Raw genomic sequence first — 13,382 nt, forward strand, 5'->3', positions numbered from 1 at the left:
TTCTCTTTCCATGAACAACGAAAAAATCTCCACGGTGCTGGGCGCGGTTGCACTGGCCGCCCTCCTCGCCGGTTGCGGCCCGCAGCAGCCCGAAGCCAATTTGCAGAACCTGACGGCCGCGATGAACGCCTACCTGGCGACAAAGGGCGACCTGTGCCTGGGCAAGACGCAGTGGCCCATCGACGTGCCGCAGCGGGAAGCGGGCACGCGCTCGCGCAACGCGGTGCAGATGCCGGTGCTCGAGCACGTCGGGCTGGTGAGCGCATCCGCGGCCAAGGTGCAAGACACCAAGGAAAGCGAACAGCCCGCCGAGATCGCCGTCACGCGCTATACGCTGACCGAAGAAGGAAAAAAATACTTCCACACGCGCGAAACCCAGGGCGACTTCTGCGCCGCCCACCTGACGCTCGACAAGGTTGTGAGCTGGGAAGCACGCAAAGACGAGAAAGACGCATCCGCCGTCGTCGTCACCTACACCTACAAGATCGACGCCGCGCCGTGGACCGGCGATGCCGATGTGCAGAAGGCTTTTCCGATGATGGACCGCGTGGTGCGCGGGGCCGGCACGATGCAGCTGAAGCAGAACTTCAAGCGCACGCAAACCGGCTGGGTTCCGGAGGGCGTCTGAGCCGAGGTTCCTGACAGGTGCGGGCGTCCGACGTGTATTGGTTTGACTTTTATTTAGATATATCTAAAATAGTTCAGATACGCTTCGAGAAGGACACCCGCCATGCGACATTTCCACTTCGGCCATCACAAGCATCACCACTGCCACGCTCCCCGTGGCGAACACGAAGACAGCGCCTCCGGCGGCTGCGGCCCTCGCCACGGCGGAGGTGAAGAGCAGCGCATGCACGGAGGCCGCGGCGGACGCGGCGGCGCGCGGGTCTTCGGCCATGGCGGCCTGCGCTTCGTGCTGCTGCAGCTCATCGCCGAGAAGCCGGCGCACGGCTACGAGCTCATCAAGGCCATCGAAGATCGCCTGGGCGGGAGCTACGCGCCGAGCCCCGGCGTGGTCTACCCCACGCTCACGCTGCTCGAAGAGATGGGCTACCTGAGCGTTGAAACGGCCGACACCGGCGGCCGCAAGCGCTACAGCATCACCGCCAGCGGCCAGGAGTTTCTGGCCGCCAACCGCGACACGGCCGACGCCATGATGGCCCGCATGAACGGCGGCGTCGACGGCGCCGGCCCGCGCGGCGGGCGCCCGCCACAGGTCACGCGCGCCATCGAGAACCTGAAGCTCGCGATGCGCATGCGCCTCTCGGGCAAACCCCTTACCGAACAACAAGCCCACGATTTCGCCGCGGTGCTCGACAGCGCCGCCCAGCAACTGGAACGACTCTAGAAAGAATTTTCTTGAATGACTGACTTCACCACCGCAACCTCCCCTGTCGGCGCGCCTGACCGCACGCCGCGCCGCGTGCGCCACGAGCTTCGCTTTCGCCAGCTCACCGTGAAGACGGCGCAGCGCATCACGCCGCACCTGATCCGCATCACCCTCACGGGCGACGACCTCGCGGGGTTCACGAGCCTGGGCTTCGACGACCACTCGAAGGTCTTTTTCCCCGATGCCGCCACGGGCCAGCTCACGCTTCCGACTGTGGGCCCAGACGGTCCGGTGTGGCCCGCGGGCGGCCGACCGACCATGCGCGACTACACGCCACGCCGATACGACGCCACGGCCAACACGCTCGAAATCGACTTCGCACTGCATGAGGCCGGCCCCGCCACGCAATGGGCCGAAGAGGCCAAGCCTGGCGACATACTGGGCGTAGGCGGCCCGCGCGGTTCGTTCATCGTGCCGACCGAGTTCGACTGGCACCTGCTGATCGGCGACGACACCGCCCTGCCTGCCATCGCCCGGCGCCTGGCCGAGCTGCCGGCCGGCGCGCGCGTGGTGGTGCTGGCGGAGGTCGACAGCGAAGCCGACCAGATTCCGTTCGAGACGCAAGCCGAACTCACGTTGCAATGGGTGCACCGCCGCGGCGCCGAGCCGGGCCTGAGCCCCGTGCTGCTCGACACGCTCAAGGCGACGAAGCTGCCGGCCGGCGACTTCCATGCGTGGGTGGGATGCGAATCGGCGATTGCGAAGGCGTTGCGTGCGCATCTGGTGGGCGAGCGCGGCGCCAACCCGAAGTGGGTTCGCGCGTCAGGCTATTGGCGGCGCGGCGCAGTGGCGACGCACGACACGCACGACGAGTAACCCGAATTGCTCCTTCCCCCTCTGGGGGAAGGTTGGGATGGGGGCAGGCGGCCTACGAAAAAGCCGCTATCACTTGATACGCCGCTTGCCCCCACCCCTGCCCTCCCCCAAAGGGGGAGGGAGAAAGAAACTCAGATCCAGCCGGCCCGCCTGAACCGGTAGTAAAGGTAGCTGCAGGTGCCGCCCATCAACGCCAGCGCCGCCGCATAGCCATAGCGCAATTTCAGCTCGGGCATGTGCTCGAAGTTCATGCCCCAGATGCCGGCGAACGCGGTACACACCGCAAAGATGCTGGCCCAGGCGGCAAGCCGCTTGGTCACTTCGCTCTCTTCGATGGTCACCATCGAAAGGTTCACCGAAATGGCGGTGCCAATGGTGTCGCGCATGGCGTCGATGGAACCGTTGATGCGCACCAGGTGGTCGGCCACGTCGCGGAAATACTCCTGCGACGTGACGCAGATCTGCGGCACCCGGCCACCGTGCAGCTTGCCGGCCGCCTCTGTCAGCGGCGCCACCGCGCGCTTGATGATGAGGCTGCGCCGCTTCAGGTCGTACAGCTGCTTGATCTTGTCGCGCGCTGCGCCGCCTTGCGTGAAGATCTGCTGCTCGATGGATTCGAGCTCCACCTCGAGCGCATCGATCACCGGAAAGTAGCGGTCGACCACCGCGTCCATCAATGCGTAGAGCACAAAGCCCGCGCCGTTGCGCAGCAGCTCCGGCTCGCGCTCGCACCGCTCGCGCACGCCTAGAAAGCCCTGCTTGCTGCGGTTGCGCACCGAGAGCACGTAATTCTTGCCCACGAACACGTCGACCTCGCCCACGTTCACCGAATGTTCGCCCTCCGGCGCAGGTTCGACCATGTGCATCACCACGAAGAGCGAGTCGCCGTACTCTTCCACCTTGGGCCGCTGATGGCCATGGTGGGCGTCTTCCACTGCCAGCGGATGCAGGTTGAACTCCTCCTGCATCTGGGCCAGCTCTTGCGGCGAGGCGTCGCTCAGCGCAACCCAGACAAAGCAGCCCGGCCGGGTGATGTACTCGCTGATGTCCTCCACAGGAATATCGGCGAGCTTGGCGCCGTTTTCATAGGCAACGCAGTTGATCAGCATCGGTACTCGTCCATCGTCAAACTGAATGTGGAATCAGGTCCTCACCGCATCCTGGTTCGCAGCCGCGGCCAGGAGGCCGGTGGCTGCCAGCGAAGCCTCGATGGCCTCCGTCTCGCTCCTGAGCAGGGCGAGCCCCTTTTCGGCGAACGCTGTGTGGCTTGCAACGTCGGCCCACAGGCTCGCAGCGGCTTCGGCGCATGTCAATGATGTGAAGCGGATGCGGCCCTTCGCCAGCTCCACGAAGCGTTTCTCGCGCAATGGGTCGGCCCGGTCCCACGCGCCGCCGATGAGCACGCGCCGGCCACGCTTGACGCGCGGTTCGAGCTCGGCAAAGAAAGGCAGCTTGGCGGTTACCCAGCCCAGCATCCCGGAGTTCAACGCGGTGTCGAACGCGGTGGGGGCGGTGTGCGACTTCGCAAAGTCGCGCAAGGTGCCGAGTTCGTAGAGCACCGGCTCTTTCGATCCCTTTGCGCTGCTTTCGGCAGGCTTGATGATGGGCGGACCGTTGCCAGCTCGGCCATCGGGCCGTCTCGACTTGCGCAGGTCGGCAAGCTGGGCCGGCGACATGCAGAGATACAGCGCGGCGAGTTCTGCGGGCAGGGTGGCGGTGTCGGGCAGCGCGTCTGCGTCAGGGCCTTTGAATTCATCCGGGTGGACCATGGGCGCCTTGTTCTTCACGCGGGGTTCGCGCTGGCAGATTTTAGAACGGCGGGGTGGACGCTGATTCGCATCGGCAAGCCGGCCAGGTCGGCCATCGGCTGAGCCATCCGGCGTCCCCGATAATCGTCCGAGTGAAAACGACGACTGCGCAACCCTCCCCCTCGACCAGCGACTTCTCCGGGCATACGCCCATGATGGCGCAGTATCTGGGCCTCAAGGCGAACCATCCGGACACCCTGCTGTTCTACCGGATGGGCGACTTCTACGAGCTGTTCTGGGCCGACGCCGAAAAGGCCGCGCGCCTGCTCGACATCACGCTCACCCAGCGCGGCCAGTCGGCCGGACAGCCGGTGGTGATGTGCGGCGTGCCCTTTCACGCGGTCGACACCTACCTTGCGCGGCTCATCAAGCTCGGCGAATCGGTCGCCATCTGCGAGCAGGTGGGCGAGGTCGGCGCCAGCAAGGGGCCGGTGGAGCGCAAGGTGGTGCGGGTGGTCACGCCCGGCACGCTGACCGACTCGGAACTGCTCAACGACAAGAGCGAATCGCTGCTGCTCGCGGTGCACGCGGGCACGCGCAACTTCTGCGGGCTGGCCTGGCTCAACGTCACCGGCGCCGAGCTGCGGCTGGCCGAATGCCCGGCCGACGCGCTCGAATCCTGGATCGCGCGCATCGCGCCGAGCGAGCTGCTCTACAGCGCTGAAGTCACACCCGCCTTCGAGCAGCGCCTGAAGGCCGCGCGCGCGGCCACGCCCTTCACCCTCTCGATCCGACCGGCTTGGCAGTTCGACGGCGGGCTGGGGGAACGCAAGCTCAGCGAGCAGATGGGCAGCAACAGCCTTGCCGCCTGGAACGCCGAAACGCTTTCCAACGCGCATGCCGCGGCGGCCGCGCTGCTGGGCTACGCCGAGCACACGCAGGGTCGCGCCCTCTCGCACGTGCAGCGACTTTCGGTGGAGCGCGACGGCGACCTGATCGAGCTGCCGCCGACCACGCGGCGCAATCTGGAGCTGGTGCAGACGCTGCGCGGCGAAGACTCGCCCACGATGTTCTCGCTGCTGGACACCTGCATGACGGGCATGGGCAGCCGCCTCTTGAAGCGATGGCTGCTGTCGCCCCGGCGCGACCGCAGCGAGGCGCAGGCGCGGCTCGAAGCCATCGGCGCGCTGCAGTCCACGGTGCTGGGCGGCACGGCCGCGCCCTGGCGCTCGCTGCGCGAGCAGCTCAAGAACACGAGCGACGTGGAGCGCATTGCGGCGCGCATTGCATTGAGGCAAGTGCGTCCACGCGAACTGCTGGCACTGCGGCTCGCACTCGCGAAGGCGGAGCAACTGGCGCCGCTTCTGCCCCCGTCGGCCGCGCTGCTCGACCGGATTGCCGAACGCCTCGCGCCGCCTCCGGGCTGCGCCGACTTGCTGGTGAGCGCCATCAAGCCCGACCCGTCGGCGCTGGTGCGCGATGGCGGGGTGATCGCCACCGGCCACGATGCCGAGCTCGACGAGCTGCGCGCCATCAGCGAGAACTGCGACGACTTTCTGCTGAAGCTCGAAATCAGCGAACGCGAACGCACCGGCATCAGCAACCTGCGGGTGCAGTTCAACCGCGTGCATGGCTTCTACATCGAGGTGACGCAAAGCGCGCTCTCGAAGGTGCCCGACAACTACCGCCGCCGCCAGACGCTGAAGAATGCCGAGCGCTTCATCACGCCCGAGCTCAAGACTTTCGAAGACAAGGCACTGAGCGCGCAAGACCGCGCACTGGCGCGCGAGAAATGGCTTTACGAACAGCTGCTCGATGCGCTGCAACCTTCGGTGCCGGCGCTCACGCAACTGGCCGGTGCCATTGCCACGCTCGACACGCTGTGCGCGCTGGCCGAGCGCTCGCACACGCTGCACTGGCGCGCGCCGAGCTTTGTGTCGCACCCGTGCATCGAGATCCAGCAGGGCCGCCACCCGGTGGTGGAAGCGCGGCTGGCCGAAAAGTCGTCGGGCGGCTTCATTGCCAACGACACGCAGCTGGGCCCGCAGCAGCGCATGCAGATCATCACCGGCCCCAACATGGGCGGTAAGTCGACCTACATGCGGCAGGTTGCGATCATCGTGCTGCTGGCTTCCATCGGCTCGCACGTGCCGGCCGCGGCGTGCCGGCTCGGGCCGATCGATGCGATACACACACGCATTGGCGCGGCGGACGACCTGGCCAACGCGCAGTCGACCTTCATGCTCGAGATGACCGAGGCCGCGCAAATTTTGCACAGCGCCACCGCACAGTCGCTGGTGCTGATGGACGAAATCGGCCGCGGCACCAGCACCTTCGACGGGCTGGCGCTGGCCGCCGGCATCGCGGCCCAGCTGCACGACCGCAGCAAGGCCTTCACGCTCTTTGCCACCCACTACTTCGAGCTGACCGAGTTTCCGGCCACACACCACTGCGCAGTGAACATGCACGTGAGCGCCACCGAAGCGGGCCGCGACATCGTGTTTCTGCACGAGATGCAGCCAGGCCCGGCCAGCAAGAGCTACGGCATCCAGGTGGCGCGGCTCGCCGGCATGCCCGCCGCGGTGGTCAACCATGCGCGGCAGGCGCTGGAGGCACTTGAATCGCAGCATGCGCAAACTCGTGCACAGGTCGACCTGTTTGCACCGCCGCCCGCGGCCGAAACTCCCATGGCCAGCGCCGTAGAATCCGCGCTGGCTGCGCTCGACCCCGACACCATGAGCCCGCGCGAAGCCCTCGACGCGCTCTATGCCCTCCAAAAACTGAACACGCGTGAACGCAGTGCCGCCTGAGCGGGCCTGATTCATGCGAGACGAACTCATGACTTACTGCGTAGGCATCAAACTCAACGCCGGCCTGGTGTTTCTTTCCGACTCGCGCACCAACGCGGGCGTGGACCACATCAGCACCTTCCGCAAGATGATCGTCTACGAGCAGCCCGGCGACCGCGTCATGGTGCTGCTGTCGGCGGGCAACCTGAGCATCTCGCAGTCGGTGCGCGAAATCCTCCAGATCGAGGAACTGCGCGAAACCCGCGAAGACGGCACGCAGGGCGCCCCCATCACCATCTGGAATGCCAAGAGCATGTTCGACGCCGCGCGCGTGCTCGGCTCGGCCGTGCGCCACGTGTACGACCGCGACGCCGAGGCGCTCAAGCATGCGGGCCTCGACTTCAACGTGTCCTTCATCTTCGGCGGGCAGGTCAAGGGCGAAGGCATGCGCCTGTTCCTGGTCTACGCGGCTGGCAACTTCATCGAGGCCACCACCGAGACGCCCTATTTCCAGGTCGGTGAATCGAAATACGGCAAGCCCGTGCTCGACCGCGTGCTCACGCCCGAAACCCCACTCGACGAAGCCGCCAAGTGCGCGCTGGTGTCGATGGACTCGACCATGAAGTCGAACCTTTCGGTCGGCCTGCCGCTCGACCTGGTGGTGTACGAGGCCAACAAGTTCGAGACCGACCGCGTGATCTGCATCGACGCCGACAACCCCTACTACCGCATGATGCACAACAGCTGGGGCCAGAAGCTGCGCGAGGTGTTCGACAGCATCGAAGACCCAGTGTGGGACGACGCCGTCACCGAGCATCCGCTGAAGATGCCGGCAACCCGCCACAGCCCGCTGCGGAAAATTTCCACGCCCGACGAAAAGCTGATCTGAACCCCGTGCCTCCGGTCATTTTTTCGCACGGCAACAGTTTCCCTGCGAGCACCTACCGCGTCGTTCTCGACAGCCTGCGCAACCGCGGCTTCGAGGTCGATGCCATCGAGAAGTTCGGCCACGATCCGAAGTACCCAGTCACCGACAACTGGCCGTACCTGGTGCAGCAGCTGGCCGACTTTGCCCGGCAGCAGGCCGACCGCGCCGGCGGGCCGGTGTTCCTGGTGGGCCATTCGTTCGGCGGCTTCTTGAGCCTGATGTGCGCGGCCATGCATCCGGCGCTCGCCTGCGGCGTGGTGCTGCTCGACTCGCCCGTTCTCGGCGGCTGGCGTGCCAACACGCTGAACCTGGTCAAGCGCACCCCGCTGATGAAGACCGTGTCGCCCGGCGCCGTGAGCCGCCAGCGCAAGAACCGCTGGGCGCACCGCGAGGAAGTGTTCGAGCACTTTCGCCGCAAAAAGGCCTTTGCCAAGTGGGACGAGCAGGTGTTGCACGACTACATCGACCACGGCACTTTCGACAGCGAGGACACGCGTGAGCTGAGCTTCGACCGCAACGTGGAAACCGCGATCTACAACACCCTGCCCCACAACCTCAGCGGCCTGCTGCGCCGCAATCCGCTCCAGTGCAAGGTGGCCTTCATCGGCGGGCGCCAGTCGGCCGAGATGAAGCAGGTGGGCATGAAGATGACCCAGCAGGTCACCAAGGGGCGCATTGCCATGCTGGACGGCACGCACCTGTTCCCCATGGAAAAGCCGCTCGCAACCGCCGCGGCCATCGAGGCGTCGCTGCGCAACCTGGCTGGCTGAACGGTTTGCCGGCCGACCGCGGCCGAGCTTTAGGGGCAATGGATTCTCGCCTGGAATCCCCGTTAAGCCTTTTGGCACAGTGTCAAGACGGGGATAAACCAGATGATACAAATTGCTAACATCGGTAAGATTTACTGAAAATAAGTAAAAACGTCCCAGTTCCTTGGCCGTCGCTTCAGAATGCAGCACAAATGTCAACTTCCCTTTCGGAAGCCGTTGAAGCCATCTCGCTGAGCCCGCCCCTCGTGGTCGAAAACGATCGGGCGATGCAGGAACGTTTGCACTACGTTTTGTCGATGCTGGGCTGCGACGAGCCGCAGATCGCATGGACCGACGACGACGCGGCGGCCATGCATCTGCTCGAGAGCGAACGCTTCGGAGTCGCACTGGTGGACATTGGGCTGCCGGACGGCCGCGGCATCGAACTCATCGAATGGCTGCAAACCCACCACCCGCAAGTGCCCGCGGTGGCAATTTCTGCCTCGTCGCGCACCGAGATAGCCATTTTTTCGGCATTGCGCGCGGGGGCCGTAGCCTATCTGCTGAAGGAGCGTGACGATCTCGAACTCAGCATCGGGCTGCGCAGCATTGAACAGGGCGGCGCGCTGATCGATGCGGGCATTGCCCGGCGCATTCTCGCGTGGCATGCGGAGCACGCCAGCGATTTGCTCTCCATGCCAGAGGCGATGCTGACGCTGCGCGAGCGCAACATGCTGGAACTGGTGGTGCAGGGGCTCACGCATCGCGACATTGCCGAAACGCTCTCGACGCCTCGGCTCGCGGTGGAACGCCGGACCCGCAACATCTACAGAAAGCTGGCGCTCGGCTCGCGGGCCGGTTCGGCGCATCCCCTGAGCAACAGGGCCGTTCTGCTTTCTTGAAGCAGTTGGTTCGCGGCCGTGCTGCGTTGCACGCGCAATCTTTCTGACTACTCCGCCCAGACCACCGTGCCTGTCCACGCCGTGGCCAGCACCACGATGCCGAAGGCGATCCGGTACCAGGCAAACGGAATGAAGTCGTGCGTGCTGATGTACTTCAGCAGCCAGCGCACGCAGAGCCACGCGCTGACGAACGAGAACACCAGCCCCACGGAGAACATCGGGACGTCGGCCATCGAGAGCAGCGCGCGTTCCTTGTAGAGGCTATAGGCGCCAGCGCCGATCAGCGTCGGAATGGCAAGAAAGAACGAGAAGTCCGTGGCCGCCTGGCGCGACAGGCCGAGCAGCATGCCGCCGATGATGGTCGAGCCGCTGCGGCTGGTGCCCGGGATCATCGCGAAGCACTGCACCAGCCCAACCTTGAGGGCATCCCACATCGTCATGTCGTCGACGTGCTCGATGCGGATGGAACCCGGCGGACGCTTCTCGGCCCACAGAATGATGAAGCCCCCGATGATGAATGTGCTGGCCACCACCACGGGCGTGAACAGCTGCTCCTTGATCATCTTGCCGAATATCAGCCCGAGCAGCACGGCGGGAATAAAGCCGATGATCACGTTGAGCGCGAGACGCCTGGCCTTGGCCTGCCGCGGCAACGCCACCACGGTGGAATGGATCTTCTGCCAGTACACCAGGATCACCGCGAAGATCGCACCGGTCTGAATGGCGATGTCGAACACCTTGGCCTTGGCGTCGTCGAAGCCGAGCAACGAGCCCGCAAGAATCAGATGTCCGGTCGACGAGATGGGCAGAAACTCTGTCAGCCCCTCGACGATGCCCATGACGGCGGCCTTCACCAGCAAAACGATGTCCACGCTTACTCCTTTAAAGAGCGTCAATTATGGCGAGGCATCGAGTCAGGCCAGGTTCAGCTGTCCCCGGACAGTTGCGGGCCTTATCGAGGGACTTGACCGGCGCGCAGCCGCAGGGCTCGCACCGCACTGTCTACGGTGGTGAGCACGGGCAAGCCGCTCGCTTGCTCGCAGGCCGTGCGTGCGCGCGCCATGCTGAACTGCGCGAGCGCAATGCGCGTGCAGCCGCGATTGCGCAGAGCCACCGCCTGCGCGGCGATCAAGGCATCGTGGCGCTGCGTGTCGCCAGCGTTCAAGGCATCGAGCGCGCCTTCGGCCAACGCGGGTTCGAGCGCAACGCCGGACGGGAATTCAGGCGGCATCGACACCAGCGTGGCCGCGAAGGTCGCGATGAGACCGAGCTTGCCTTGCCCTTCGGATTGAGCTTGCACGGCCTCGGCGACCATGGCCTCGTTGGGCTTGAGCACCGGAATGCCCGCATGCCGCTGCGCCACCGCCTCGACGCACGGCCCGAAGGCCGAGCATGTGAAAAGAATGCCCTCTGCACCAGTGTCGACCGCGTACTGCGCAAGCCGCTGAAAGCGCGCGTGCATGGCGGCGTCGAGACCGCTCCCGCCGCGCGCCAGATCGGCCGACAGGCTGTCGTCCAGCAGGTTCATGCGCACAGCCTCGGGCCAGTCGCGCTCGAAGGCGGCGTTGATGGGCGCGACCGAATGCGAAAGCGCGTGGATCAGTGCGATGCGGGTCATGCGGGAACGGCGGTCAGATGCCCTTCGAAGACGGGCTGGCAAAGGCCTCTTTCGTCTCTGCGTTGAGCGGGTAGTTGATGTTGATGCCCTTGGGCGGAATCGGCGACATGAACCACTTGTTGTAGAGCTTCTCCATTTCGCCGGACTTCATCATGCCCGACACCACGCGGTCCACCAGCGCCTTGAAGGCCGGATCGTCCTTGCGGAACATGAGCGACTGGTTCTCGGTGCGCAGGCTCTCCCCGGTGATGACGAAGTCCTTCGGGTTGCGCGCATTCGCGATCTGCCCGGCCAGCAGGATGTCGTCCAGCACGAAGGCCTGCGCCCTGCCGCTTTCCACCAGCAGGAACGAGTCGCTGTGGTCCTTGCCGCCGAGGTTGTTCACCTCGAGATTGCGGCCTTTGTCGGCCTCGCGCAGCAGGCGGAACGAGGTGGTGCCGGTGGTGGTGACCACCGTCTTGCCCTGCAGGTCGGCAATGCTCTTGATGCCCGAGTCGGCCTTCACCAGCATGCGCACGTTGTAGCGAAAGATGTCGGGCGAAAACGCCACCTGCTTCTGGCGCTCGACCAGGTTGGTGGTGGAACCGCATTCGATGTCGACCGTCCCGTTCTGCACCAGCGGAATGCGGTTGGCCGAGGTCACGGCCTGGTACTTGATCTCGATGGCCGGCAGCTTGAGCTCGCTCTTCACCGCCTCGACGATACGGTTGCAGATCTCGATGCTATAGCCCACGGGCTTCAGGTTGCCATCGAGATATGAAAAGCCGAACGACGACTCACGGTAGCCGAAGGTGATGGTGCCGCTTGCCTTGATCTTGGCGAGCGTGTCGTTGTTGTCCTGCGCCTGTGCGGCCGCTTGCGGCAGCAGGATGGCAAAGGCGGCCGCGAGGGCGGCAGCACCGAAAGGAATCGGCAGACGAAGCTTGGGCATGGGAGCGCTCCTCGGAACGGCGGTTGAAGAAAACGGCGAAAGAAATTGGGCAGTGGTCAGCGCGCGGCGGCACTCGTCACCGCGTCGATCGAAGCAGCGAGGCGGGTGGCGATTTCCCGCAGGTCTTGCCGCGTCGCGATGAACGGTGGCGCGAGCAGCACGTGGTCCCCCTGCCGGCCATCGACCGTGCCGCCGAAGGGGTAGCACAGCAGGCCGCGCTCCATGGCGTCCTTCTTGATCGCGGCGTGGACATTCAAGGCAGGGTCGAACGGCCCCTTGCTCGCGCGCTCGGCCACCAGCTCGATGCCCCAGAAAAAGCCGCGGCCGCGGATGTCGCCCACGTGCGCATGGCCGCCGAGCGCATCGGCCAGCATGGCGCCGAAGGACGCGCCGTCTTCACGCACCTTGGCAACCAGGCCGTCGCGCCGGATCACCTGCTGCACCGCGAGCGCCGCCGCGCAGGCCATCGGATGGCCGAGGTAAGTATGGCCATGCTGGAAGAAGCCGCTGCCCTTTGACATGGCCTCGACGACCTTGCCCTGCGCCAGCACCGCGCCGATCGGCTGGTAGCCGCCGCCCAGGCCCTTGGCGATGGTCATCAGGTCGGGCACCACGCCCTCCAGTTCGCAGGCGTGCAGCGTGCCGGTGCGCCCCATGCCGCACATCACCTCGTCGAGGATCAGCAGCACGCCGTAGTTGTCGCACACCGCGCGCACGGCCTTGAAGTAGCCCGGCACGGGTGTGAGCACGCCGGCCGTGGCGCCGCCCACGGTTTCGGCCACGAAAGCGATGACGCGATCGGCGCCCTGCGCGAGGATGGCGGCTTCGAGTTCGGCCGCAAGGCGCAAACCGTATTGCTCGGCGCTTTCATCGGCCCGCTGCTCGCGATAGGGGTAGCACGGCGCCACATGCGTGGCCGGCACCAGGATGGGCGCGAACGGCTCGCGCCGCCATGCATTGCCGCCCACGGCCAGCGCACCGAGCGTGTTGCCGTGATAGCTCTGGCGGCGTGCGATGAAGTGCGTGCGCTGCGGCTGGCCGATCTCGACGAAATATTGCCGCGCCATCTTGAGCGCCGCCTCGACCGCCTCGGAGCCGCCGCTCACCAGGTACGCATGGCTCATGCCTTCGGGGGCGAAAGCGATCAGTTCGTCGGCCAGCTGCTCGGCTACTTCGCTCGTGAAGAAGCTGGTGTGCGCGTAAGCCAGCTTGTCGATCTGCGCATGCATGGCGGCCAGCACCTCGGGGTGCGCGTGGCCGAGTGACGAAACGGCTGCGCCGCCCGAGGCGTCGAGGTATTCGCGGCCCTCGGCGTCGCGGATGAACATGCCGCCGGAGCCTGTGGCAAGGGGGGGCGTGTGGCGAAGGTGGCGATGGAAGACGTGCGTCATGGCGGCTGGGCGGCGGTGGGTGGCGGATGCGTGTTTGGAACCAACGTTTCCGCCGGATTATTATTTGGAACATTTGTTCCGTCAACTGCTCCGTCGTTCCATGTCCGGTACATTCGTTCC

At 65.5% G+C, this 13,382-nt stretch carries 13 protein-coding genes; 7 read left to right on the forward strand and 6 right to left on the reverse strand.

Annotation, left to right across the window (positions count from 1 at the left end; genetic code table 11):
• Positions 1-10 precede the first annotated feature (10 nt).
• From ASC78_RS07930 to ASC78_RS07940, 3 genes are all read left to right on the forward strand, one after another.
• Positions 11-628, forward strand: coding sequence for a hypothetical protein (locus ASC78_RS07930; RefSeq protein ID WP_055798943.1), 618 nt, complete (start codon positions 11-13; stop codon positions 626-628).
• Between the two features lie 102 nt (positions 629-730).
• Complete coding sequence (locus tag ASC78_RS07935; RefSeq protein ID WP_055798947.1) at positions 731-1,348, forward strand: PadR family transcriptional regulator; 618 nt, start codon at positions 731-733, stop codon at positions 1,346-1,348.
• Between the two features lie 15 nt (positions 1,349-1,363).
• Positions 1,364-2,206 carry a siderophore-interacting protein gene (locus tag ASC78_RS07940; RefSeq protein ID WP_055798950.1) on the forward strand — a complete coding sequence of 281 codons (843 nt, stop codon included), beginning with the start codon at positions 1,364-1,366 and terminating at the stop codon, positions 2,204-2,206.
• Between the two features lie 131 nt (positions 2,207-2,337).
• Here the strand turns inward: ASC78_RS07940 and corA are convergent, their stop codons facing one another.
• Complete coding sequence (corA, locus tag ASC78_RS07945; protein ID WP_055798953.1) at positions 2,338-3,315, reverse strand: magnesium/cobalt transporter CorA; 978 nt, start codon at positions 3,313-3,315, stop codon at positions 2,338-2,340.
• A gap of 33 nt (positions 3,316-3,348) precedes the next feature.
• Complete coding sequence (locus ASC78_RS07950; protein WP_055799113.1) at positions 3,349-3,975, reverse strand: hypothetical protein; 627 nt, start codon at positions 3,973-3,975, stop codon at positions 3,349-3,351.
• A gap of 191 nt (positions 3,976-4,166) precedes the next feature.
• Here ASC78_RS07950 and mutS point away from each other — a divergent pair, with 191 nt between their 5' ends.
• From mutS to ASC78_RS07970, 4 genes are all read left to right on the forward strand, one after another.
• On the forward strand, positions 4,167-6,764 hold the full coding sequence (mutS, locus tag ASC78_RS07955; protein WP_443082709.1) for a DNA mismatch repair protein MutS: 2,598 nt from the start codon (positions 4,167-4,169) through the stop codon (positions 6,762-6,764).
• A gap of 28 nt (positions 6,765-6,792) precedes the next feature.
• Positions 6,793-7,632, forward strand: a complete 840-nt coding sequence (locus ASC78_RS07960; protein WP_055798959.1) for a proteasome-type protease — start codon at positions 6,793-6,795, stop codon at positions 7,630-7,632.
• A gap of 5 nt (positions 7,633-7,637) precedes the next feature.
• The gene (locus ASC78_RS07965) at positions 7,638-8,441 is read left to right on the forward strand and encodes an alpha/beta fold hydrolase (protein ID WP_055798962.1); all 804 of its coding nucleotides are present in this window, start codon (positions 7,638-7,640) and stop codon (positions 8,439-8,441) included.
• Between the two features lie 191 nt (positions 8,442-8,632).
• Entirely contained in the window at positions 8,633-9,322 is a 690-nt protein-coding gene (locus ASC78_RS07970; protein WP_055798965.1) for a response regulator transcription factor, read from the forward strand.
• Between the two features lie 47 nt (positions 9,323-9,369).
• On the opposite strand, the gene ASC78_RS07975 is transcribed toward ASC78_RS07970, so the two are convergent.
• From ASC78_RS07975 to ASC78_RS07990, 4 genes are all read right to left on the reverse strand, one after another.
• The gene (locus ASC78_RS07975; protein WP_055798968.1) at positions 9,370-10,194 is read right to left on the reverse strand and encodes an undecaprenyl-diphosphate phosphatase; all 825 of its coding nucleotides are present in this window, start codon (positions 10,192-10,194) and stop codon (positions 9,370-9,372) included.
• A gap of 80 nt (positions 10,195-10,274) precedes the next feature.
• Positions 10,275-10,940 carry an aspartate/glutamate racemase family protein gene (locus ASC78_RS07980; RefSeq protein WP_055798971.1) on the reverse strand — a complete coding sequence of 222 codons (666 nt, stop codon included), beginning with the start codon at positions 10,938-10,940 and terminating at the stop codon, positions 10,275-10,277.
• A gap of 13 nt (positions 10,941-10,953) precedes the next feature.
• Entirely contained in the window at positions 10,954-11,871 is a 918-nt protein-coding gene (locus ASC78_RS07985) for a transporter substrate-binding domain-containing protein (RefSeq protein ID WP_055798974.1), read from the reverse strand.
• Between the two features lie 56 nt (positions 11,872-11,927).
• Positions 11,928-13,262, reverse strand: coding sequence for an aspartate aminotransferase family protein (locus tag ASC78_RS07990; protein WP_055798975.1), 1,335 nt, complete (start codon positions 13,260-13,262; stop codon positions 11,928-11,930).
• Between the last annotated feature and the right edge of the window lie 120 nt (positions 13,263-13,382).

It is taken from the genome of Variovorax sp. Root318D1, assembly GCF_001424835.1.
Classification (GTDB): Bacteria; Pseudomonadota; Gammaproteobacteria; order Burkholderiales; family Burkholderiaceae_C; genus Variovorax.